The following is a 23650-nucleotide window of genomic DNA, read 5'->3' as shown; positions in this document are numbered from 1 at the left end:
TCACGAATTTCGGCCATCCACCCCTCGCGCGCCGCCTTTTTCCCGCAACTCCGAGCCTGCCAGCCCTCGCCGCCATTGGCAGCAAGGGTAAATACGGATCTCCGGACACCATGTGGCGCTTGTTTGCACCCATTTTTTGTATACAAATATAGGGTGCAAACCACGAACCGAACCCGATGTTCGGAGATCCGCCACCCGCCACGAGGAGACAACCCGTGAACACAGCCATCCCATCTGTCGGCATCGAGATGCCGGTGCCGACCGCTACGCCGCAGCCGGAATCCCATGCACGGATCAAGCCGGGCTATGACCCGCGCCTGACCAACGAAGACCTCGCCCCGCTGAAGCAGCAGACCTGGGGCCAGTACAACATCTTTGCCTTCTGGATGTCCGACGTGCACAGCGTCGGCGGCTACATCACGGCCGGCAGCCTGTTCGCGCTCGGGCTGTCGAGCTGGCAGGTGCTGGTGTCGCTGCTGGTCGGCATCTGCATCGTGCAGTTCTTCTGCAACCTCGTCGCCAAGCCGAGCCAGGTGACGAGCACGCCCTACCCGGTGATCTGCCGCGCGTCCTTCGGCGTGCTCGGCGCGAACATCCCGGCGGTGATCCGCGGCTTGATCGCGGTCGCGTGGTACGGCATCCAGACCTACCTCGCCTCCGGCGCCTTCATGCTGCTCGCGCTGCACTTCTTCCCCGGACTCGCGCCCTATGCGGACGTGCAGCAGCACGGCTTCGTCGGCCTCTCGGCGCTGGGCTGGGTCGCCTTCATGACGATGTGGGTCATGCAGGCCTTCGTGTTCTGGCACGGCATGGAAGCGATCCGCCGCTTCATCGACTGGGCCGGCCCGGCCGTCTACGTCGTGATGATGATGCTGTGCGGCTGGCTGGTCTGGAAGGCCGGCTGGAACAACATCGACATGCGGCTCGGCGGCCTGAAATTCAGTGGCTGGGATGCCCTGCCGGTGATGCTCAGCGCGATCGCGCTGGTGGTCAGCTACTTCAGCGGCCCGATGCTCAACTTCGGCGACTTCTCGCGCTACGGCAAGAGCTTCGACGCGGTGAAGAAGGGCAACTTCTGGGGCCTGCCGGTGAACTTCCTGTTCTTCTCGCTGCTGTCGGTGGTCACCTCGGCCGCCACGCTGCCGGTGTTCGGCGAGCTCATCACCGACCCGGTCCATACCGTGGCCCGCATCGACAGCACCACCGCCGTCGTGATCGGCGCGCTGACCTTCATGATCGCCACCGTCGGCATCAACATCGTCGCGAACTTCGTCTCGCCGGCCTTCGACTTCTCGAACGTCGCGCCGCAGAAGATCAGCTGGCGCACCGGCGGCATGATCGCCGCGGTCGGCTCCGTGTTCATCACGCCGTGGAACCTCTACAACAACCCCGAGGTGATCCACTACACGCTCGACATCCTCGGTTCCTTCATCGGCCCGCTGTTCGGCATCCTGATCGCCGACTTCTACGTGGTGAGCAGGCAGCGCGTGAACGTCGATGCGCTCTATACGCTCAGCCCCAAGGGCGACTACTGGTACACCAACGGCTACAACCGCCGCGCGATCTTCGCGCTGGTCCCCGCCGCGCTGATCCCGGTGATGTGCGTGCTCATTCCCAACCTGCACGGCGCCGCGAACTATGCGTGGTTCATGGGCACCGGCCTCGCCTTCGTCTTCTACGTGGCCCTCAACGCACTCAAGCGCTGAGCCCGTGCTTCCCACTCACCGACTCCACGGACCCCGTTCCGCCTTTCCCATGCGCATCAAGATCATCAATCCCAACACGACCTGGAGCATGACCGAGAAGATCGGCGCCTGCGCCCGATCGGTCGCGCGACCCGGCACGGAGATCGTCGCCGTGAGCCCCTCGATGGGCCCGGCCTCGATCGAGAGCCACTACGACGAGGCGCTCGCCGTACCGGGATTGCTGCAGGAGATCGCCGCCGGCGAGCGCGAAGGCATCGACGGCTACGTGATCGCCTGTTTCGGCGACCCGGGCCTCAAGGCCGCGCGGGAACTCGCGCACGGGCCCGTGGTCGGCATCGCCGAAGCCGCCATGCACATGGCGAGCCTCGTGGGCAGCAGCTTCAGCGTGGTGACCACGCTGGGCCGCACGGTCGGGCAGGCATGGCATCTCGCCGAGGCCTACGGCATGAAGCGCTTCTGCGCCAACGTGCGCGCCTGCGAGATCCCGGTGCTCGAGCTCGAAGCGCCCGGCTCGCGCGCACGCGAGCTCATCATCGACGAATGCCGCCGCGCGCTCGACGAAGACGGCTCCGACGTCATCGTGCTCGGCTGCGCCGGCATGGCCGATTTCTGCCAGCACATCGGGCAGGTGCTCGGCGTGCCGGTGATCGACGGCGTGGCGGCCGGCACGCAATTGATCGAATCGCTGGTCAGCCTGCGCCTTGCGACCAGCAAGCGCGGCGAGCTCGCGCGCCCGCTGCCCAAGCCGATGACCGGGCTGCTTCAGGACTTCACCCTTGCATCGGAGCCGCCGTCCCTCAAGCGCGCGGCCTGAAATGAAGCTCACCCCCAGGCTCGCGCACTTCGTGTCGCTCTCCACCCCCTCTCCGGGGGCAATCCCGGCGGCCCGGCAAAGCCGGTTCCGCGGGATTCCCCGAACGGGCCCCGCGGCGCGGGCCGGAATGCTTCATGCCATGCAGGTGGCTTGCCGCGCCGCGGAAAACTGAAATGCGCGCGGTGCGGGTCGTCCACAATCGCGGGATGCCCCGCGCACCGAAGACGTCCTCGCCCACCACCGACAACACCGCCATGCCCGACAAGGGCGCGACCATCGAAGGCATCGCGCAGGACATCGCCACCGCCATCGTCGAAAAACGCCTGCCGCCCGGCACCTGGCTGCGCGAAGAAGCGCTGGGCCGCGTCTATGCCGTGAGCCGCACGAAGATCCGCGCCGCGCTCCTGACGCTGTCGAAGGACAAGCTGATCGAGATCATTCCCGACAAGGGCGCCTTCGTGAGCAAGCCCAGCGTGCAGGAAGCGCGCGAGGTGTTCGGCGTGCGGCGCATCCTCGAGAGCGAGGTGGTCCGACTGTTCGTCGCGCAGGCGAAGCCGGCCGACTACCTGGCGCTGGAACAGCACATCCAGTTCGAGCGCTCCACGCTGCGGTCCACCACGACCACCGGCACGGTGCGCGAAAAGCTCCTGGGCGACTTCCATGTCGCCCTGGCCGAAACTACCGGCAACCGGACGCTGGCCGAACTGGTGCGCGAACTGGTGGCGCGAAGCTCGCTGATCGCGATGCTCTATCACTCGTCGAACGACCCGCACTGCTCTTCGGACGAACATGCCGATTTCCTGCGCCTGTGCAAGAGCGGAAACGTCGAAGCGGCCGTCGCGAGCATGACCGAGCACCTGAGGCGGATCGAAGCGAATCTGCAGTTGACCAGCGGCGTGCCGGACCGGCAGCTCGATCTGGTCAAGGCACTGCTGGCCTGATCAGCGCAACGACTCGAACGGCCGCAAGAGCTTGAACTTGCGCCCGCCGTCCGCCGGCTGCGCTTGCGCCTTGCCGCCGCCTTTCGCGGCGCCGGCCTCCAGTCCGCAATCCTTGGCGACGCCGGCGTCGCCGAGCAGCGTCGGCGCGAGCAGCGACAGGCCGCCGGTTGCCGCCGCCACGCCGTAGGTCGCGGCCTGGCGCACGGTGCCTTTGGGGTCGATGCTCAGCTCGGGACTCTCCAGCGGGCCCTTCAGCAGCATGAGCTGAACGAGGCTGCCCGGATTCAGATCGAGCCCCTTCTTCACCCGCGGCCGGAATTCGAGCTCGATCGTCTGCTTCGCCAGATCGATCTGCCCGATCGCAGCGACCGCGATCTGGCGCGTTTCCATCGCGATCGAGCGGTCGATCGGCGCCACGCCGTTACGCAGCGGCAGCCGCGCCACCGCGCACTGCACCACGAGGTCTTCGTGCGAAGCCTGCTTGGGCAGCAGCACATCGAGCAGCCGCGCGACGATGCCGCGATCGAGCGTCGCGGCCCGGCCGGCCAACGCCACGTCGCGCACCGAGAACTGCACGTCGCCGTTCGACGAGGCGGCGAGGCTGCGCGGCGTTCGCCCGGTCATCGACAGCTTGGCCGCGAGGTTCGCGCGGCCGCCCTTGAACTGCTTGCCGCCGCCCCACATTCCATCGAGCGCATCGACCGACAGCGAGCGTGCCGTGAGCTGCACTTCGGTGCGGGGCGCCGCGCCCTTGCCGAGCGCGATCGCCAAGCTGCCCTTGACCTCGCCTCCGGCAGCGCCGAACGAGATCGGCTCGATCGTCAAATGCCCCTTGTCGGACACCGCGCGCGCCTTCACGCCCGACAGCAGCGGCAGCCCCGGCACCGTCAGGCGATCGACGCCGAGCGCGACCCGGAGCGAAAACTCCGGCAACGATTCGATCGTGAAGAGCGGCACGTCGCCGAAGACCGGCTTGTGCGGTCCGGAACCGGCCGCAGCCGGCTTGCTGGCAGATCGCCCTACACCCCATTTGCCGAGGTCGATCTCCGCGCCCGAAAGCTCCGCGTCCAGGCTCGGGGTCGGCCGGGTGGCCATCCACGTGACCCGCCCGTGAAGCGACTGTCCCGCCAGCGACAGCGTCAGCGCATCGAAGCGCCACTCGTCCCGGTTGCGCTGCAGATCCACGCTGGCCTCGACCGGCATCGGCAGCACGGCCGCAGCCTTCGACACCTGCGACAGCGCCTGTGCGTTGTCGGCGCGAACCGTCAGACTGGCCGACAGCGTTCCGGTGCGCGGGCCGACGCCCAGGCCGCCGCGCGCGGTCACGAGCGCACCGCCGGTCGCCAGGCGCAGGTTGAAAGGCCATTCGTCCGCGCCGGACAGAAGGGTTGCCGGCCGGCCGACGTCGCCTTCCACCGTCCACCGCTGCGGCCCGATCTTGAAGGCGGCGCTCAAGCGGTCGCGGTCGCCCTGCCCCTGGAGGTCGAGCGATTCGATATCGACGTCGCGCGACGTCCCCTGGCCCGCATTGCGATAGCTGATGTGCACCTGCGAGAGCAGGAGGCGGTCCAGCGCGAGCGGCGGCGCTTCCGTCTTGCCGGTCGACGGCTCACGCGGCGCCATCTGCCAGTTGTAGCGCCCGGCGCCATCCGTTTCGAGCAGCACGTCGGCGCCATCCACCTCGATGCTGAGGATGCGGATCCTGCGGTCGAGCAGATCCCGGAGCGACACATCGAAGGCCGCGCGCCGGAAGCGGAACATGTCCGGCCGCGAACCCCACTCGGCATTGGCCAGCGCGACGTCGTCGGCGCGGACCGCGATCGTCGGCAGCAGGCGGATCGACAGGTCGCCTTCGATGCGGAACGCACGACCTGTCGCGGCCGTGACCTGCTGTGCCAGCAGCGCGGCGATGCGCGCCGGCGGAAAGGCCATGCGCAGCCCGATGGCCGCGGCCAGCAACAGCAGCACGATGACCGCCAGCACGATGCCGGCGATGCGCCAGCCGCGCGGTCTGCGTTTCGGGACCGGGGTGCCGGCGGTGTCGGCCATGGCGTCGCAGGACCCGCTACTTCCTGAATGCCGATGCCGGCATCCGGATTTCAGTCAGCTTCCAGTCAACGAAGCCGCTGCGCTCGAACACCAGGCCGAGGCGCTCCGAATTGGGCGCGTCGGGCTTCGCCGGGTCGATCGCGAAGGCCGTCATGCGGCTGGCGCCTTGCCGGTCGATGACCCAGCGGGGCTTGCCGTCCGCCGGCGCGGCTTCGGGCGGCGCAGCGGAATTCTCCGCTGCCGCCCTGCCCGGTGCGGGCGCTGGCGCCAGCGCGGGCGCGGGCTGGGCCAGCCTGCCGTGGGTCATCGCGGCCATGACCGTTTCCGGCTGCACCATCACGTCCACGAGCTGGTTGACCAGTCCGAGTCCGATCATGCTGCCGAGCGCCGCAAGCGGATTGCCCGCATCCTGCGGCGTGCCGAGCTTCTGCGCGACCAGCGCGGAAAACTGGTCCTTGAGGCTCTCGCGCACCTTCGGGTAATCCACGTGCCGGTTGAATTCCTCCGCGTCGCCGTTGCGCGCCGCCGTCTGAAGCTGCCGCACCGCGAGAAAGGGCGACCAGTACCAATAGGCCGCGAGGCCCAGGAGCAGCGCCAAAACAACCGCGATCAGACTTTTAGATTTCATGCGAGAGATTCTGCAACGTGTCATCCGGCGTCGATGTCGCGCGTTGAGTGCTTTGACCAGTCCGGAATTCGTTCGAGCTGGCCATTTTCAAAAACCGTCACAAAACCGATCTCTCATGAAACGCACTCTCATCGCTCTTGTCGCCGCAGGTTTCGCACTCGCCGCCGGTTCTTCCTTCGCCCAGGCGCCTGCCGAACCCACCGCTGCGCCGGCTGCCAAGACCCCGTCCAAGCACAAGTCGTCGCACAAGGTGTCGCACAAGAAGTCCACCAAGGCCCACGCAGCCTAAGACGACCTGAACATGAAAAGCCCCTGCGGGGGCTTTTTTTGTTTCTGGCACCCACCCAGGGAATCACCGCGGTCGTCGGGAAGCCGCGTGGGAACCCGGGTTTTCCGCCATACAGCGCCTCGGCTCAACTGTATACAGTTTGGCGTACAGATTCGTGGACGCTTTCTGGGACGCGAGTCCTGAAAGCTCTTTTGCCCACTCTCACGCCGCTCCAGGAGAACCCGAAATGACGGCTGCCGCCTCCGTTCATCCCGTCGACCAGCGATTGCCGCTGGGCAAAGTCACCGCCCTCGGGCTGCAGCATGTGCTGGTGATGTATGCCGGCGCCGTGGCCGTGCCGCTGATCGTCGGCCGCGCGCTCAAGCTCAGTCCGCAGGAAGTCGCGCTCCTGATTTCCGCCGACCTCTTCTGCTGCGGCATCGCGACGCTGATCCAGTCGCTCGGCGCGACGCAATGGTTCGGCATCAAGCTGCCGGTGATGATGGGCGTGACCTTCGCTTCCGTCGCGCCGATGGTCGCGATCGCCAACGCCAATCCCGGCCCGTCAGGCGCCCAACTGCTCTTCGGCTCGATCATCGGTGCCGGGATCATCTCGATCCTCATCGCGCCGATGGTCTCGCGCATGCTGCGCTTCTTCCCGCCCGTGGTGACCGGCACCATCATCGCGGTGATCGGCATCAGCCTGATGCGCGTGGGCATCAACTGGATCTTCGGCAATCCGGTCGGCCCGACCGCGCCGGCGATCGTCGATCCGGTCTACGCCAAGTGGCTCGCCGACGTCACCTCGCCCGGCTCCGCGGTGCCACCGATGCCCAAGGGCCTGTCGATCGTGCCGTCGGTGCCCAACCCCAAGTACGCCGATCTCGGCGGCCTCGCGATCGCGGCGCTGGTGCTGGTGTCGATCCTGCTGATCGTGAAGTACGCCAAGGGCTTCATCGCCAACATCTCGGTGCTGCTCGGCATCGTGATCGGCGCCGTCGTCGCGACGCTCTTCGGCTTCATGACCTTCGAGAAGGTTGCCAATGCGGCCTGGGTCGACATCGTGCTGCCCTTCCACTTCGGCATGCCGAGCTTCGATCCGGTCCTGATCCTCACGATGTCGCTGATCATGATCGTGGTGATGATCGAATCCACCGGCATGTTCCTCGCGCTCGGCGAGATGACCGACCGCAAGATCTCGCAGCAGGACCTCGCGCGGGGCCTGCGCACCGACGGCCTCGGCACGCTGATCGGCGGCGTCTTCAACACCTTCCCCTACACCAGCTTCTCGCAGAACGTGGGCCTCGTGGCGGTCACCGGCATCAAGAGCCGCTTCGTCTGCGTCGCCGGCGGCGTGATCCTGATCGTGCTCGGCCTGCTGCCCAAGATGGCGGCGCTGGTCGAATCGCTGCCCACGGTGGTGCTCGGCGGCGCGGGCCTCGTGATGTTCGGCATGGTCGCCGCGACCGGCATCCGCATCCTCTCGGGCGTGGACTTCAAGATCAACCGGCACAACGCGATGATCGTCGCGGTGTCGATCGGCATCGGCATGATTCCGCTCATCGCGCCCAACTTCAAGCAGTGGATGCCGCACGCGATCCACTCGCTGGTGGAGTCGGGCATCCTGCTGGCTTCGGTCAGCGCCGTGGCGCTGAACCTCTTCCTCAATGGTGCGAAGCACGACGAAGCGGCGATCGTCGCTGCTGCGAAGCAGGCCGAAGCGCACTGATCAGATCATTGCCAGCGGCTTCTTGCGCCGCGGCGGCGGATGCAGGCGGTCGATCTCGGCGAGCGCTTCGGCGCTCAGCTGCAGGTCGGCCACCGCGAAGTTCTCGCGCAGATGGTTTTCGCGCACCGCCTTCGGAATCGCGACGACGCCGGGCTGCGCGATGACCCAGGCCAAGGCCAGTTGCGCCGTGGTGATGCCAAGCTCCTGCGCAAGCCTGCCCAGCGCCGGATCGGCAGCCAGCGCGCCCTGGTCGATCGGGCTGTAGGCCATCAATGGCATTCCGCGTTCGCGCTGCCACGGAAGCAGGCTGAACTCCGCACCGCGTTCGCCGACCGAGAAGTAGACCTGGTTCGCAGCGCAGCCGCCATCCACGGCCTCGAGTTCCTCCATGTCGTCGACGTCGAAATTGCTGACGCCCCAATGCCGGATGCGGCCACCGGCGACGAGCGCGCGCATCGCGTCGCAGGTTTCGACGAGCGGATGATCGCCGCGCCAGTGCAGCAGGTACAGGTCGATGTGATCGAGCCCCAGCCGTGAAAGACTGCGTGCGCAGGCCGCCGGCGTGCCGCGCCGGCTCGCGTTGTGCGGATAGACCTTGCTGACGATGAAGAGCTCCTCGCGCCTCACGTCACCGGCGCGCAGCGCTTCGGCCACCGCCTGCCCGACGACCTCCTCGGCCCCGCCCTCGCCGTACATCTCGGCGGTATCGATGAGCCGATAGCCCATCCCGATCGCAGTGCGCACCGCCGCCACTTCGGTGGCGCGGCGGCCGGCCGATTCGCCCATATGCCAGGTGCCGAGGCCGAGCGCGGACATCGCGCCGCCACCCGGGATTTCCAGACTCTGCATTGCGGGCTCCTGTTCGTGTCGCTGCATCATGAAGGCAATCGCCCGCCAAAGCCAAGTTCTCCCAAGTTCTCCCAAGTTCTCCACGTCCCGTCGCAGGCGGCCAATCGGATGTAGAGTGCCCGGCGACATGCACAAGCTCACGATCCAGGTCGGCGACGACAGCACCGTCTCGGGCCTCCTCCAGAGGCCGGACGATCCCGTGGCCTGCTATGTGTTCGCGCACGGCGCGGGCGCGGGCATGGAGCACGCCTTCATGACGGCGGTGGCCGACGGGCTCGCCGAACGGCGCATCGCCACCCTGCGCTACCAGTTCCCTTATATGGAACGTGGCAGCAAGCGGCCCGATACGCCGCCGGTGGCGCATGCCGCGGTCCGCGCGGCGGTGGCCTGCGCGGCGCGTGAATTCGGCTCGCTCATGCTGCTGGCCGGCGGCAAGTCCTTTGGCGCGCGCATGAGCTCGCAGGCTCAGGCGACCCTGCCGCTGCCGCAGGTCGCGGGGCTGGTGTTCCTCGGCTTTCCGCTGCATCCGGCCGGCACGCCCTCGACCTCGCGCGCGGACCATCTGTCGAAGGTCCGGATCCCGATGCTTTTCGTGCAGGGCACACAGGACAAGCTGGCCGAGCTCGACAAGCTGCGCCCGGTGGTTGCGGCACTCGGCGCGAGCGCCACGCTGATGACCATCGAGCACGCCGACCACGCCTTCCACGTGCCGAAGCGCTCGGGGCGCGATGACGAGGCGGTGCTGAAGGAAGTGCTCGACGGCGTCGCGCAGTGGGCCGAAGTCCTTCGCGCCGGCTCGCGCTAGGCTCACAGCGCCATGCGGATGATCGTGAAGTCGTCGTCCAGCGCGCCGGGGCCGTGCGCGTCGCGCGCGGACGCCAGCAGCTCGTCGAGCTCGGAGCGCCCCTGTGCCACCGGCCGCGCGAGGAGATCGCTCATCACCGAGAACGGCTGCATCGAGCCATCGGGCCGGGTGATCTCGTAGGTCCCGTCGCTGAAGACGAAGAGCCGCGCAGGCGCCTGCAGCGTGCACGCTTCTTCCTGATAGCGCGCCGCCGGCATGATGCCGATGCACGGGCCGCCGGCCGGCAGCGCGTGGCTTTCGCAGGCGCTGCCTGGCGCGCCGTTCACCAGCAGTGCCGGCGGATGGCCGGCCGAGGCGTAGCGCAGCTGGCCGCTCGCCCGGTGATAGACGCCGTACCAGACCGTCGAGAACAGCTCGCCGTGGCGCTCCATCTGGTAGGCCTGGTTGAGCGCCGCGAGCACCTCGCCCGGACGGTGGAAGTCGGTGCGGGCGAGCGCCTCCGAGCGCAGCGTGTTCGCCACCGCCACCGCCAGCAGCGACGAGCCCACGCCGTGCCCGCACACATCGATCAGGTAGAGCGCGAAATGCTCGTCGTCCACCCAGTGGTAGCCGAAGGAATCGCCGCCGAGCTCGGTCGAGGGCACGAAGCGCCAGTCCACATCCAGCGGCGCCGACAAGGGCTCGGGCAGCGTGGCGCGGACGTAGCGCTCGGCATCGCGCAGCTCGTGCTGGAGCCGGTCGTGCGTCGCCTGCAGGGCTTCGCGCGAGGCGGCGAGATCGCGATGCGCACGCGTCAGCTGCTCGTTGGCCGCCTCGAGCTGCGCGATGAGCCGCGCCTCGCGCTGGCTCAGCAGGGTCATGTCGTAGGCCTTCTGCTGCACCAGGCGGGCTTCCTCCCATTCCGCCGTCACGTCGAGCAGCAGCACCCAGACCAGGCTGTCGTCGGCGAAGAAATGCACGTCCGCCACGCGGCCGCTGGGCATTTCGAGGGAGCGGATCAGGAAGGGCGTTTCCACGAGCGGCAGCAGTCCTTCGAGGAACGGAAGCTGGTCGGAGGCGGGCACACCCGAGCGCAGGCCGCCCAGCCCGTAGTGCGCCAGATGGCCGCCGGACTGCACGAGCATCTGTGCCTCGTCGATGACCAGATGCGCGAGCACACGCTGCCCTTCGAGCAGTTGCAGCAGCGAATCCGCGACGCGGGTCGGCAGGTCGAGCATGGCTATCGCGCCAGGCGCGTCGCGAGTTCCCGAAAAGCTTCCTCGACCCCGATGCCGGTCTTCGCGCTGGTGCGGCGGAAGGTCCAGCCTTCGGCCTCCAGCGCTTCGATGCGCGCGGGCGAAAGGGCCCAGTCCTCCACCAGGTCCGACTTGTTGAGCAGCACGAAGAAGGGCACCTGGCCCAGCTCCGCGACGATGCGCCGCTGGATCGACTCGGCGGTGTCCAGCGTCTCGGGCCGCGTGCCGTCGACCACGAGCAGGTAGCCGGCCGCACCGCGCAGGTAGGTCACGCGCACGGCAGCGACTTCGTCCTCGCCCGCGATGTCCCAGAGGATCAGCGCGAGCTCTTCCGCGCCGACGCTCACCACCTTCTTGTCGATCTTCACGCCGACCGTGGTGAGGTAGGTGTCCGAGAAGATGGTGTCGACGTAGCGCCGCACCAGGCTGGTCTTTCCGACGCCGAATGCGCCGAGCAGGCAGATCTTCTTTTGCAGCATGGGCGCCCTAGTCTCCGGTGCTCACGCCGAAGGACACGCGGCGGTTCATCGAGAGCTCGTCCTCGCTGGCGCCGGGGCTCAGCGGCTCCAGCGGGCCGGCGCCGCGCACGAAGAGCACCGTCGGATCCACGCCGCGCGCGCGCAGCATCGAGCGCACGACCTCCGCACGGCCGACGCTGAGCGCGAGGTTGGACATGTCCCTGCCGGTGGCATCGGCGTGGCCGACGATCGTCACCTTCACCGGGAAGCCATGATCGCGCGCGACCTGCACCAGCTCGCGCATCTGCGCGGCGAGCTCGTCGATCTTGCCCTCCTGCCCCGCCGCTGGCCGCGGCACGCTGAAGTCGAAGTGGATGAGCTGGGCCTGGATGGCGTCGCGCAGGCGCACGTAGTCGGGATCCTGCACGTCCTTGACCGCGCTGAGGTCCACCCTGGGCGCACCGGCGGGCATGCTCAGCAGGTAGGCCCGGGCCTTGTCCAGCCAGCGCTGCGAGGCGCTGCCGGTGACGCGGATGATGCCCGCCTCCTGCACCATGCCGATGGTCTCGGGCGGATCGAGGGTCGCCTGCAGGCGCTTGAGCACCATCGCCGGATGCAAGGCCTGGTAGGGCTCCCAGCGGCCGGTGACGTGCGAGGGGTCCAGCTTGCTGGGCAGCAGGGTCTCGGGCGGGACCGCCAGCGGATCGCGCAGCCCGGACACCACCCACTTGCCGTTGCGGCGCTCGAAGCCGGTGACGACGATGCCGGGCTGGTCCTGCAGCGCTTCGACGTAGGTGTACACGCGGTGGCGTTCCACGAGCCGTTCGCCGACCCACCAGCCCAGCGCAGCCACGAGCGCCAGCGGAATGAGCCACATGAACGGCGAGAGCTTGCGGTGCGCGTCGGCCGTCTGCGAGAGCAGGCATGGCCGCAGAAGCGATTCGACTTCCTCGAAGGGCGCAGTGTCGCCGTTGAATTCCTCCAGCGGCAGATGCCACTGGTCGTGGATCTGCCCGAGCGTCTCGCCCAGGCGCGTGCGCACCATCGGCGGCGGGCTGCCGTGGATCACGGCGGCGAGGAATGCCGACGGGCCTTCCTCGCACCACAGCAGCAGGTCGCCGAGCCGCAGGCTGTCGACGCTGCGACTGCCGCCGCCGGCTGCACCGCCTTCGGCCGACTCGGCGAACGAATCGCGCACGAAGTCCTGGATCGCGGACAGCATCGCCGAGACCAGTTGGGGATCGCGCGTGGTCGCGTCGTCGCGCGCCACATGCGCGATCAGGAGGCCGGTCTTGCGATGGATCAGGAACAGGTGCTCGACGCGGAATTCCGCCGTGTGCTTGAGCACCACGTCCGCGAACGTGCTGCCGGTGCGCCACGCCTCGATGCGCCATTTGAGCCCGCGCCACGAGAGGCTGTGCTTGAACGCGAGGTTGAGCGACTGGAAGGTGCCTTCGAGCGTCTCGGCGATGGCCTTGCGGATCGCCGGCCCCATGACCGGGTACAGGATGTCGACCATCGTTCGCGGGTTCTTCTGGATCGACGCCTGCGTGGCGCGCTCCATCGCGGGCGCGATGGAGTGGCCGAGGCGTTCGTCGCGCACCGCCACCGAGAAGGCTTCGGGCAGCACCGCGCCGATCGCGTCGGCGAATTCCTGCGGGTCGTCGACCTTGCGCTGCAGGCGCGCGAGCATGGCCTGTTCGCGCTCGAACAGCATGTCGCGCATGGCCTCCAGACGGGGATCGGCGTCGAGCCGGCTCGGGATGTCGGCCACCACCTGCGGATCGACGCAGCGGGCCAGCTCCAGCAGCAGCCCCGCGAGCCGCTTGCTCGGGTCCTCCTCGTTGGCGGCGTCACCGGGCGCCCGCGTCGCGACCGGCGACAGGCGGGCGTTCACCCTGCCCTCTCGCCGGCCGAAGCGGCGTCCGGTCGCACGGACGGGCTCGCCTGCTCTTTCAGCCGCCCTGGCCGCCGTTGACGCCCTTCGGCGCTACGTCCTGATTGAGGCATTTGGCAATCTCCACAAACAGGCCGGCGAGCAGGTTGCGATCGGTCTTGACGTTGCTGAGCTCGGCGAACATGCGCTCGGTGGTCGCGCGCATGTCGTCCTGGCGCCGCCGCATCTCGTCGCGCAGGGCCTGGACCTCGTGGTTCAGGCGCTCGGTGAAGTCGCGCTCCTGCCGCGCGAGCTGGTCGGACACCTGCGCAAGGCGCTTCTCCAGCGCCTGGGTGTGGTCGCGCAGGCTGCGTTCCAGCTCCTTGTCGCCGTCGGTGCGCAGCTCCTTTTCCTCGCGGAACTGGCCGGCGACCGATTCGAGCTGCTTCTTGATGGTGGCCTCGAGGCTGGTCAGGCTGCGCGACGACTCCGACTCCATGTCGCGCATTCGCTGCTGGAAGCGGTCGTCCATGACCGCGAAGCGCTTGTCGTAGTCCTGCATCTGGTTGCCGAACAGCAACTCGCGCATCTTGTCGACACCGGAGGCGTCGGCGGGGCCGTTGCCGCGCGTCGCCAGCGCGGCCTGCGCTGCCAGTGCGGCTTGTGGATCAATGCTGGGTACGGGCTTGGCTGCTGTTGCCATCGACATCTCCTCGGTTGCGTATTGAACGGATCGAAAAAACGGATCGAACGGTGACGGGCACGGGGCTGCGCTGCCGCCGGCGGTCACGGCGGCGCCGCGGCGCGGAAAAGAAGCGTGAGCCGGTTGCGGCCGCCCTCGTGGCGGTAGCGCACGCCGTCGGAAAAATGCCGGACCATCGGGATGCCCCAGCCGCCGACCCTGGCGTCGCGCAGGCTGGTGGGGCGGGCGGGTTCCGGAACCTGCCGCAGGTCGAACTCGCTTCCTTCGTCCACCACTTCGAGGACCACTTCGTCACCCTGCCAGCCCAGGCGCAGCAGGATGCTTTGCGCGCTGTCGCCGACCGCGTGGGTCATGATGTTCGTCACCACTTCGGTCGAGCACAGGTCGAGGTTGTGCGCCACCCGCTCCGGCAGGTGCTGGTACTCGGCCCAGTCGTGCACCCAGGCGCTGATGCGCGGGAGCTCGCACAGGGCGTTGTCGACGATGAGGGAAGCGCGCGGCTCCCCGCCGGCCTGTGCCATCAGCGGCTTTCGGCAGACGACGCCATCAGCGCGCTGAAGGCGGAGTCGACGTCGGGGTACACCGGGATGATCGAATCGATGCCTGCCATCTTGAGCACCTCCGCCACCACGGGCTGTGGGTTTGCCAGGGCCATCAAGCCGCCGCGCAGCGACTGCGCCCTCGCGTTGACGACGAGGGTGCGGATGCCGATGGAGGCCAGGAACGAGACTTCGGACATGTCGACCACCGCAAACAGCTTGCGGCTCGCCACGAGTGCGGCCAGACGGGTATTGATGTCGTGGCCGCCGACGCTGTCCATGCGACCGACGAGACTGATCTTCTCGACGCCCTCGGCCAGTTGTTCGCTCCTCAGATCCATACACGCTCCGCGGTCGATATCGATGGTGCTGAACCGGTCTGCCGCCGCAGGGATGAGCTGCTTCGCAAGTTCCTCTTGTTCGCCAAAGAGAACAAGCACGCCTTGCTGTCCGGGGTAGAACCTTTTTCTAGCTTACGCTCAAATTTCCGGCGCGTATACCACCCCTTTAGGGGAGGAACCCACGGGCAGTGGGATCAGCGGTCGTTGCGGGCCGGCGCGTTGCCCAGGGCCTCGACCAGCCGCTCCACCCGGATCGGCTTGGTCAGGTAGTCGTCCATGCCGGCGGCGAGGCAGGCTTCCTGGTCGCCCTGCATCGCGTTGGCGGTCATCGCGATGATGTGCGGGCGCTGGCCGGGGCCGAACAGCGCGCAGATCCGCCGGGTGGCGTCGAGGCCGTCGAGCTCCGGCATCTGCACGTCCATCAGCACCACGTCGTAGACCTGCCGCTGCACCGATTCCACCGCCTCGATGCCGTTGGAGGCGAGGTCGGCCCGGTAGCCCATCTGCTGCAGAAGGCGCAGCGCGAGCTTCTGGTTCACGACGTTGTCTTCCGCGAGCAGGATCCGCAGCGGATGGCGCTCCCCCATCGAAGAGTCGATCTGCGGCTTGGGCGCGGCGCTTGTTGCGACCGGCCGCGCCGGCGCCTCGTGCGCCAGCAGGCTCACCAGGGTGTCGAAGAGCTGCGACTGGTGGATCGGCTTCGAGAGGTAGGCGTTGAAGAGCGATCCGGTGTCGCCCGACTCGCGGCGGCCCAGCGAACTGAACAGCACGAGCGGCAGCGCGGCATGGTTGGCCCGGATGCGCCGCGCGAGATCGACGCCGTCCATCTCCGGCATGTGCATGTCGAGGATCGCGAGGTCGTAGCGCTCGCCGGCATCGAGCCAGCGCAGGGCCTCGGCCGGCGACTCGGTTTCGCGCGGGCGCATGCCCCAGCGGCCGGCCTGGAGCGAAAGCACGCGGCGGTTGGTGGCGTTGTCGTCCACGATCAGCACGCGCTTGTCCGCAAGCTCGTGCTGCACGCCGGCCGAGACGGACCGCTTGCTCGGCGGCGCCACGGCCACCGGCGCCTCGATGGTGAAGAAGAAGGTCGATCCGGTGCCCGGCCCGGCGCTCTCGACCCACATGGTGCCGCCCATCAGCTCGGCCAGCCGCTTGCTGATCGCGAGGCCGAGCCCGGTGCCGCCGTACTTGCGCGTGGTGCTCGAATCGGCCTGCGAGAACGACTGGAACAGTCGGCTCTTGCCTTGCTCCGACAGGCCGATGCCGGTGTCGCGCACCGCGAAGGTCAGGCGGACTTCGCCATTCGGCAGGGAATCCGAGCTGACCGTGAGCACCACCTCGCCACGCTCGGTGAACTTCACCGCATTGCTCAGCAGGTTCAGCAGCACCTGCCGCAGCCGCGTGAGGTCGCCGGACACGCCCGCCGGTACGTCGCCTTCGAAGACGTAGGCGATCTCGAGCTTCTTCTCGCTGGCGCGCGCGCTCACGAGGTCGAGCGCCGATTCCACGCAGTCGCGCAGGTCGAAGGGCTGCGATTCGACATCCATCCGCCCGGCCTCGATCTTCGAGTAGTCGAGGATGTCGTTGATGATGGTCAGGAGCGCATCGCCCGATTCGCGGATGGTCGAGACATAGTCCTGCTGCTCGGCATCGAGCGGCGTGTCGAGCAAGAGCCCGCTCATGCCGATCACCGCATTCATCGGCGTGCGGATCTCGTGGCTCATGGTCGCGAGGAAGGCGCTCTTGGCCTCGTTGGTGGCCTCGGCGGCGGCACGCGCCTCCTTGGCCTCGTTGAACAGGCGCGCGTTCTGGATCGCGATCACCGCCTGGTCGGCGAAGGTCTCCAGGAGATTGATCTCCTTGTCCTCGAACGGCCCCGGCGGCTGGCGCGCGACGTGGATCGAGCCGATGTACTGGCCTTCCCAGATCAGCGGCGCCAGCATGACCGCGTAGTTGCCGATCTTCTCGGCCACCTCGCGCATGAACGGCGGCAGTTGCGGCTCGGCGAGCGCATCCGGCAGATGCAGGACCTCGGGCCCGGCCATGGCTTCGCCCATCGGCGAGTGGTCGATCGGCCGCGGGTAGTAGCGCTCCAGCTCCGAGCGCGCCGAACCGCTGTGCGCGGCCAGGTGCATCATGCCGTCGGCGCCGACCAGCGAGATGCCGAGCTGGGTGCCCGCGAAGAGGCGCTGGCAGCTCTCGAGGATCTTCTCGAACACAGGCTGGGCGTTCTCCATCGACTCGCTGATCACCTGCAGCACCTCGGCCGTGGCGGTCTGGCGCTCCAGCGTCTCGCGGGTCTCGTTGGCGAGCCGGGCGTTCTCGATCGCGATCACCGCCTGCTCGGCGAAAAGATCGAGCAGGTCGATCTGCCGCTTGGGCGACTTGCCCGGCTGCGGCCAGGCGGTGGTGATGGCGCCGATCGGCACGCCGTCCCTGAGCAGCGGGGCGGCGATGATCCGCCTGCGCACCTCGACGTCCGCGAGCGCCGGGTCGTAGTCGGGGTCGGCCCAGGCGTCGTCGTTGCTCAGCGAGCGGCGCTCCAGGATCACCCGGCCGTTCATCTGGTGCGGATCGGGCGGCGCGGGCCACACGGTGTGGGCCACCTCCAGCGCCTTCGGGGACCAGTTGCGCGTGGCGGCGAGATGCACCAGGCGTCCATCGAAGGTGAAGATCGCCGAAGCCGGGCCCTCGAAGAGCCACATGGTGCAGTCCAGGATGGCCTCGAACACCGGCATCGCGTCGGTGGGCGATTCGCTGATGGCCCGCAGCACATCGCTCACCGCGGTCTGGTATTCGAGCGACTCGGTCAGCTCGGCGGTGCGCTCCTCGACCTTCTGCAGCGCCGCCTGCGTCTCGTTGAACAGCCGCGCGTTCTGGATCGCGATGACCGCCTGGTCGGCGAAGGTCTTGAGCATCGCGCGCTCGCCCGGCCGGAACGGGCCGGTCTGGGTGCGCTGCATGCTCAGGATGCCGACGCCACGCCCTTCCCACAGCAGCGGCGCCGCGAGATTCGCGAAACTGGTGCCCGCCACCTCGGCATTGCGGCGCAGCACCAGCGGCGCGCCGGGATCGCTCAAGACGTCGGCGAACTCCACGACCTCGCCCGTGCGGAAGCAGATCTCGGCCGAAGTGCCCACTATCGGCATCGGGTGGTGGGCCTGGTCCTGCATCGCCGCGACGAGCCGGGCCGTGCGCTCCTCGCCGATCGCGGCGCGGCCGGCCGCGGTCACCAGCCAGCGGGTCAACGCCAGCTTGCCGTCGGCGTCGAGCATCATCAGCGCGAAGGAGCTGCCTTCGAACAGGCGCTCGCAGCACTCGAGGATCTTGTCGAACACCGGACCCGGATCGGCCACGGAACTGCCGATCACCCGCAGCACCTCGGCGGCCGCCGTCTGGTGCGCCAGCGCCTCCTGCATCTCACGGCTCTGGCGGCGCGATTCGTCCATCAGGCGGGCGTTCTCGAGCGCCAGTCCCAGGCTGCCGGCGACGGTCTCCAGGAGGCGGATCTCGTCGGCGCCGAAGGCGTATTCGCGCTCGTGGTTCTGCAGCACGATGACGCCCAGCGCCCGCTCGCTGCCGATGATCGGCACCGCCACGATCGAATGCGCCCAGTCGGTTCCGGGTGCGGGACGCACGCCCACCCGCGTCTGGTCCTCGCGCGTGTGGGCCACCGCCGTCTCGCGCCGCCGCAGGATGCCGGCGAGGAACCCGTCCGGCTTCAGCGGCCATGCCGGCGGCAGCGGCAGCGGCAGGTTGTGCTCGTAGCGGTAGAGCACCTGCACGAGGTTGGTCTTGTCGTCCCACCAGACGATGTTGAGGTCGCCGGAGCCGAACAGCTCGCGCAGCTTGTCGCCCACCATGTCGACGATCGCCTGGAACTCCATCCGGGCCGCCATGCCCTTCTGGATGCCATTGATGAGCGTGACCAGCAGCTTGCCGTCGAACGGCTCGCGCAGGGCGCTGCCGGCGCGCGGCGCGTCGTCTTTCAACAGGGGGCGAGACCGGGACGGGGCCATGGGGATCTGCCTTCTGCAACCAGCGGTTGGATGCGCGCAGGCGCACATGGTGCGAGTCTAGCGGCGATGGCGAGACCGCGGCGACCCCCAGGGTTGACTCGCGTCAGGCGCCATGGGTACCCTGCGCGCCACCTTTCGCATGCCGAACGACGCGTCGCGTCCGAAGGAGTTGAGATGGCTTCGAACACCGCTTTCTTCAGGTCGCTCCCGTTCGCGAATGCACCGCTGGCATTCGACGCGCTCCCGGCGCAGATCGGCGCCGCGACGCCGCTGGACTTGTGGTTCACGGTATTTCCCGCGCATCCGAGCAATCAGCTCGTGGTGAGCCGCCGGTCGAACGGCCTCGAACACCCTGCCGTGCGGGCCTGGCCGGATGGCATCGATGCGGCAACGGGCGCCCAGCGCTTCCGGGCGATGATGCCCGCGCTCGCGCCCGGCGAGATCGCGGAGTATTCGCCGGTGGTGACGCGCGCGGGCCTGCTCGTACAGGAGTTGCCGACCCGGTCGACGCGAGGCGTCCGCTCGCCCGAGGCGCCGGCAGCAGGCGACACCACGCAGCCGAATCCGGCTGCCGCCCCGCGGTACGAGTGGGCCTCCGAGTTCCTCGGCGCGTTCACCGTGAAGCTGATCAACCCGCCCGAGTCCTTCGGCCCCGGCCCGGACGGCATGCACATCACCTACTTCATCGATTCCGGCGAGATCCACGGACCGAAGATCAACGGCAGGATCCGCGGCGGCGACTGGATGGTGCTGCGCCGCGACGGCGTGGGCATCGCCGAATCGAGGATCAGCTACGAGACGGTTGACGGCGCGCGGATCCTGTCGCGCTACTACGGCATCTTCGACCTCGGCCCCGACGGCTATGCGCGCGCGGCACGCAACGAGTTCGATGCGGATCCGCCGCTCGTGCTGGCGCCGCAGTTCATCACCTCGCATCCCGACTGGCTGTGGCTGAACCGTCTGCAGTGCCTGGCCGTCGGCCGGGCCTCGATGGCAGACCTCGTCGTGCGCCTGGACATCTATGCCATTCGCGCGGGCCAGCCGCTGGCTTCCTCGGGCCTGCCGCGCGTCGATGCGCCGCCACTGACCGGAGATGTCCACTGATCGACTCGGTGGCCGTGCCCTCCTCTCCCGTGAGGAGGTTTCGTTCCGTTAGAACTCCTTCCGTTTGTTGCGGCATCGCAGGCGGCGGCGCATAATCCCGCCGCCATCCGAGGGCCCCGGCGATGGCAGCCAGTGTTTTCGGCATTCACCCATCCGTGAGGGGAGGATCGAGTGGCTGAATTGAATTGGACAGATGCCCAGTGGCAGAAGATCAACGACGCGGTCACTGAAGCCTTCGGCAAGGCGAGCGTGGCGAGCGCCTTTGTGCCGATGTACGGCCCGCTCACCGGCAGCGCGGAGGTCGTTCGCAACGAGCGACTCCTCGAGCATGGCACGACGATCAGTCTCGACAAGGACCACAAGGCGGTCAACCTGCCGCTCGTGAACCTGACGGTGAAGGTCAAGTTGTCGAGCGAACAGATTGCCGACGAGACGCTGTCGAATGCCTTGCTCGCGTTCCGGCGCGCGGCCAACATCCTGGCGCTCGAACAGGACCTGGTGGTCTTGGCTGGCTACGCGCGGGGCTTCCCCGACGAAAACTCGACCTTCGTCACCAATCAGATCGGACCGCAAAAGGGCCTGGCCGACCTGCCGGCGCGGTTCGACTTCGACCTCCTGGGATTTCCAGCCTCGGTGGATGCTCTCGGGCAAAGCGTCGTTGGCGCCGCGGTGAGGGCCATGAACACGCTGGAAACGGCATCCAATCCGGCGCCTTTTGCATGCGTGCTCGGCAACAACCTCTACGAGGCCGTCCACAACCCATCCTCCAGCCTGGTGCTGCCTGCCGACCGGGTGACGCCGATGCTGAAGGGCGGGCCGCTGCTGCGTTCGGGAAAGATCGACGGGGATACAGGCATCGTCGTTTCTCTCGGCGGCAACGTCGTCGACATCGTCATCGGGGTCCCGCCGACGGTGCAGTTCCTGCAACGCGACGAGGACGCGAAATTCCTTTTCCGGGTGTACATGCGGTTTGCCTTGAGGATCAGGGACAACGTCAGGCGCCCCGTTGCCGGATTCCGGGTGGCGGATGCGGCCAAGATTGCCCTCGAAGGCACCCAGCTGAGAGCGCTGCGCTGAAACCCGAGAACGGAGGCTGCGATGAGCAAAGGCGGAACCCAACGAAGCTACGTTCTGAAGTTTGATGCCGACAAGAAGCGACTGATCGCGATCCTCGAAGGGCCGGGGCCAGCGAAGCCAAAAGACGACAAAGACGTCAAGTCGAAGGACGACAAACTGGTCAGGAGCATTGAAGCGAGCGCGCGGGAAGCCTTCAACGCTGCGAACGACGTGAGAAGCGAGGCCAATGCTGGACAAGCAGCAAGGGACCAAGCCAGGCGAGCAGCATCCGCCAGTGAAGCCGGTAAGGCAGCAAGCAAAGCAGAAGGGCACGCTCAGGCCGCATTCGATCGATCGAATGTTGCTGCCGAGAAGGCATCGAAGGTCATCGACGACGTGGCAACAATTTTCGATGCGACCATGAGGCAAACCGCAGGCGCCATCGTCGCACGGGCGCTGGAGAATGCCGCAACGGCGATCCAGGACTCCGAGCGTGCCGACCTAACGGCGAAGGGCGCAAGTGAAATTGCAGCTTCTACAAAGGCGTGGAACACCCAGACCCAATGACCTGATCCGTGAACCCCAAGGTCATCATCCTCGGCGGCGGCATCGCGGGTCTGAGCGCCGCGCATGAACTCGTGGAGCGCAACTTCGACGTCGAAGTCCACGAACTGCTTTCCATCCCGGGCGGCAAGGCGCGAAGCTTCGGGTTGCCGGGCTCGGGAATCGATGGCCGCAAGGATCTCCCCGGCGAACACGGCTTCCGGTTCTTTCCCCGCTTCTACCGGCATGTCACCGACACGATGGCCCGGATTCCCTACGGCCCGGGCAACGGCCTGGTCATCGACAACCTCGTCGACACGACGCGCTGCCAGCTGAACCGCTACGGGCGCCATCCGATCGACGTGATCGCCCGTTCTCCGCGCACGTTCAGCGACGTCCGCGCGGCGACCACGGACCTCAGCCACTTCCTCAACGGCGATCTCGATCTCACGCACGACGACCTGCGGTTCTTCGGCGCGAAGGTCTGGCAGATCGTCACCTCATGCCGCGAGCGCCGCAACGAGCAGTACGAGAAGATCGACTGGTGGGACTTCATCAGCGCCGAGGACCGCTCCCCGGCCTACCAGAAGCTGCTCGGCCACGGCATCACGCGCTCGCTGGTCGCCGCGAAGGCGCGCAGCGCGAGCACGAAGACGATCGGCGACATCTTCGTGCAGTTGCTGTTCGACATCATCACGCCCGGGCCGAGCACCGACCGGGTGCTGAACGGGCCGACGAACGACGTCTGGATCGAACCCTGGCTGCGCTATCTCAGGTCGCGCGGCGTCGGCTATCACCTCGGGTCGAAGGCGGTCGCGGTGTCGTTCGACGGGCAGCGCATCCGCTCGGCCACCGTCAGCCAGGGCGGCAGGACGGTCACGGTGGAGGGCGACTACTTCGTGCTGGCGCTGCCGGTGGAGGACGTGGTCGGGCTGCTCACGCCGGAAATGATCCGGGCGGACCCCGGGCTCGAGTCGCTGTTCACGCTCGACAACATCACCGAATGGATGAACGGCATCCAGATCTACCTCAAGGAGGATGTGCCGCTCACCCACGGCCACTGCATCTATGTCGATTCGCCCTGGGCGCTGACATCGATTTCGCAGGCGCAGTTCTGGCAGAACGTGAGCCTGTCGCAGTACGGGGACGGCACGGTGAAGGGCATCCTGTCCGTCGACATCTCGGAATGGGAAGAACCGGGATTGAACGGCAAGACAGCGAAGGACTGCACGCCGGAAGAGATCAAGGCCGAGGTCTGGGAGCAGATCAAGCGCAGCGTGAACTACGGCGATGTCGTCAAGCTCAGGGACGAGCAGCTGCACGGCTTCAGCCTGGACCCGAGCCTGAGCCGGCACCAGGGCACGACGGCGAACGAGGAGCCCCTGCTCGTCAATCTCGTCGACACGTGGAGGCTGCGGCCGGAAGCGGCGTCGAAGATTCCGAATCTCTTTCTTGCCGCCGACTACGTGCGGACCTACACCGACCTCGCGACCATGGAGGCGGCCAACGAAGCCGCACGCCGCGCGGTCAATGCGATCCTGGACGCGACCGGGTCGGACGCCGCGCGCTGCAATGTCTGGAACCTGCACGAGCCCGAGATCTTCGAGCCTTGGCGGGAACTCGACCTGATCCGCTTCACGCAGGGCCTGCCGTGGGATGACACGCTCGTGCGTCTGGGCCTCTCGGTCCACGAACTGGTGGAGAAGTCGATCATGGCGCTCGAACAGGGCTCGGCGGAAGGCGGGCTCACCCGCGCCTACCAGACCGATTCGCCCCTGCCCTGGCAGGCCGCTCTGTCGATGATCGACCGCGAGGCCGAGCCCGGCTCCACGTCGGACCTCCGGCGCGAGGCGACCGCGCTGGTCGAACGCGTGGTGCGGCTTTTCGCGATGCGTCTCGCCGAGGCGCAGACAAGGCAGGGCGTGCCCCCGGCGACCGGCCACGGCGACGCGTCCGGCGGCAGGGTCGAGATCATTCCGAACTGAGC

The 23650-nt window shown here is 67.7% G+C and carries 20 protein-coding genes; 10 read left to right on the top strand and 10 right to left on the bottom strand.

Annotated features, from left to right (window positions below; translation table 11 throughout):
- Positions 1-248: 248 nt before the first annotated feature.
- The 3 genes from VAR608DRAFT_RS22415 (at position 249) to VAR608DRAFT_RS22405 (ending at position 3461) form a co-directional block, all read left to right on the top strand.
- Complete coding sequence (locus VAR608DRAFT_RS22415) at positions 249-1706, top strand: NCS1 family nucleobase:cation symporter-1 (RefSeq protein WP_088958915.1); 1458 nt, start codon at positions 249-251, stop codon at positions 1704-1706.
- A 49-nt stretch (positions 1707-1755) separates the two neighbouring features.
- A complete protein-coding gene (locus tag VAR608DRAFT_RS22410) occupies positions 1756-2520 on the top strand; it encodes an aspartate/glutamate racemase family protein (protein WP_088956068.1) in 765 nt (254 codons plus the stop codon).
- A gap of 206 nt (positions 2521-2726) precedes the next feature.
- Positions 2727-3461 (top strand): GntR family transcriptional regulator, encoded by a 735-nt coding sequence (locus VAR608DRAFT_RS22405; RefSeq protein ID WP_088958914.1) that lies wholly within the window; start codon positions 2727-2729, stop codon positions 3459-3461.
- On the opposite strand, the gene VAR608DRAFT_RS22400 is transcribed toward VAR608DRAFT_RS22405, so the two are convergent.
- Together VAR608DRAFT_RS22400 and VAR608DRAFT_RS22395 are read right to left on the bottom strand one after the other, a co-directional pair.
- The gene (locus VAR608DRAFT_RS22400; protein WP_088956067.1) at positions 3462-5510 is read right to left on the bottom strand and encodes an AsmA family protein; all 2049 of its coding nucleotides are present in this window, start codon (positions 5508-5510) and stop codon (positions 3462-3464) included.
- A 16-nt stretch (positions 5511-5526) separates the two neighbouring features.
- A complete protein-coding gene (locus tag VAR608DRAFT_RS22395) occupies positions 5527-6138 on the bottom strand; it encodes a DUF2939 domain-containing protein (protein ID WP_088956066.1) in 612 nt (203 codons plus the stop codon).
- A gap of 115 nt (positions 6139-6253) precedes the next feature.
- On the opposite strand from VAR608DRAFT_RS22395, the gene VAR608DRAFT_RS37515 reads away from it, so the two are divergent.
- Complete coding sequence (locus tag VAR608DRAFT_RS37515; RefSeq protein ID WP_172843887.1) at positions 6254-6427, top strand: hypothetical protein; 174 nt, start codon at positions 6254-6256, stop codon at positions 6425-6427.
- Positions 6428-6653: 226 nt separating this feature from the next.
- A complete protein-coding gene (locus tag VAR608DRAFT_RS22390) occupies positions 6654-8135 on the top strand; it encodes a nucleobase:cation symporter-2 family protein (protein ID WP_088956065.1) in 1482 nt (493 codons plus the stop codon).
- Here the strand turns inward: VAR608DRAFT_RS22390 and VAR608DRAFT_RS22385 are convergent, their stop codons facing one another.
- Entirely contained in the window at positions 8136-8984 is an 849-nt protein-coding gene (locus tag VAR608DRAFT_RS22385; protein ID WP_088956064.1) for an aldo/keto reductase, read from the bottom strand.
- 127 nt (positions 8985-9111) lie between these two features.
- Here VAR608DRAFT_RS22385 and VAR608DRAFT_RS22380 point away from each other — a divergent pair, with 127 nt between their 5' ends.
- Positions 9112-9789 carry an alpha/beta hydrolase family protein gene (locus VAR608DRAFT_RS22380; protein WP_088956063.1) on the top strand — a complete coding sequence of 226 codons (678 nt, stop codon included), beginning with the start codon at positions 9112-9114 and terminating at the stop codon, positions 9787-9789.
- Positions 9790-9791: 2 nt separating this feature from the next.
- Here the strand turns inward: VAR608DRAFT_RS22380 and VAR608DRAFT_RS22375 are convergent, their stop codons facing one another.
- From VAR608DRAFT_RS22375 to VAR608DRAFT_RS22345, 7 genes are all read right to left on the bottom strand, one after another.
- Complete coding sequence (locus tag VAR608DRAFT_RS22375) at positions 9792-11006, bottom strand: PP2C family protein-serine/threonine phosphatase (protein WP_088956062.1); 1215 nt, start codon at positions 11004-11006, stop codon at positions 9792-9794.
- A gap of 2 nt (positions 11007-11008) precedes the next feature.
- Positions 11009-11503, bottom strand: a complete 495-nt coding sequence (locus VAR608DRAFT_RS22370) for a Rab family GTPase (RefSeq protein ID WP_088956061.1) — start codon at positions 11501-11503, stop codon at positions 11009-11011.
- Positions 11504-11510: 7 nt separating this feature from the next.
- A complete protein-coding gene (locus VAR608DRAFT_RS22365) occupies positions 11511-13379 on the bottom strand; it encodes an OmpA family protein (protein WP_088956060.1) in 1869 nt (622 codons plus the stop codon).
- Between the two features lie 58 nt (positions 13380-13437).
- The gene (locus VAR608DRAFT_RS22360; RefSeq protein ID WP_197700404.1) at positions 13438-14148 is read right to left on the bottom strand and encodes a hypothetical protein; all 711 of its coding nucleotides are present in this window, start codon (positions 14146-14148) and stop codon (positions 13438-13440) included.
- On the bottom strand, positions 14145-14582 hold the full coding sequence (locus tag VAR608DRAFT_RS22355) for an ATP-binding protein (RefSeq protein WP_088956059.1): 438 nt from the start codon (positions 14580-14582) through the stop codon (positions 14145-14147). The genes VAR608DRAFT_RS22360 and VAR608DRAFT_RS22355 overlap by 4 nt, the downstream gene beginning before the upstream one ends.
- A complete protein-coding gene (locus tag VAR608DRAFT_RS22350; protein ID WP_088956058.1) occupies positions 14582-14941 on the bottom strand; it encodes an STAS domain-containing protein in 360 nt (119 codons plus the stop codon). The genes VAR608DRAFT_RS22355 and VAR608DRAFT_RS22350 overlap by 1 nt, the downstream gene beginning before the upstream one ends.
- A gap of 194 nt (positions 14942-15135) precedes the next feature.
- On the bottom strand, positions 15136-18960 hold the full coding sequence (locus VAR608DRAFT_RS22345) for a response regulator (RefSeq protein ID WP_172843886.1): 3825 nt from the start codon (positions 18958-18960) through the stop codon (positions 15136-15138).
- Positions 18961-19134: 174 nt separating this feature from the next.
- On the opposite strand from VAR608DRAFT_RS22345, the gene VAR608DRAFT_RS22340 reads away from it, so the two are divergent.
- The 4 genes from VAR608DRAFT_RS22340 to VAR608DRAFT_RS22325 all read left to right on the top strand — a co-directional run bounded on the left by VAR608DRAFT_RS22340 (position 19135) and on the right by VAR608DRAFT_RS22325 (position 23648).
- Positions 19135-20064, top strand: coding sequence for a DUF3237 domain-containing protein (locus VAR608DRAFT_RS22340; protein ID WP_157731083.1), 930 nt, complete (start codon positions 19135-19137; stop codon positions 20062-20064).
- Positions 20065-20235: 171 nt separating this feature from the next.
- Entirely contained in the window at positions 20236-21141 is a 906-nt protein-coding gene (locus VAR608DRAFT_RS22335) for an encapsulin (RefSeq protein ID WP_088956056.1), read from the top strand.
- A gap of 21 nt (positions 21142-21162) precedes the next feature.
- Positions 21163-21687 (top strand): hypothetical protein, encoded by a 525-nt coding sequence (locus VAR608DRAFT_RS22330; RefSeq protein ID WP_088956055.1) that lies wholly within the window; start codon positions 21163-21165, stop codon positions 21685-21687.
- An 8-nt stretch (positions 21688-21695) separates the two neighbouring features.
- Positions 21696-23648: a hydroxysqualene dehydroxylase gene (locus VAR608DRAFT_RS22325; RefSeq protein ID WP_088956054.1), complete on the top strand. Its 1953-nt coding sequence runs from the start codon at positions 21696-21698 to the stop codon at positions 23646-23648.
- The last annotated feature ends 2 nt before the right edge of the window (positions 23649-23650 follow it).

Origin of the sequence: Variovorax sp. HW608 (assembly GCF_900090195.1) — a bacterium.
Lineage (GTDB): Bacteria > Pseudomonadota > Gammaproteobacteria > Burkholderiales > Burkholderiaceae_C > Variovorax.
This window is presented reverse-complemented; position numbering and strand designations above follow the sequence as displayed.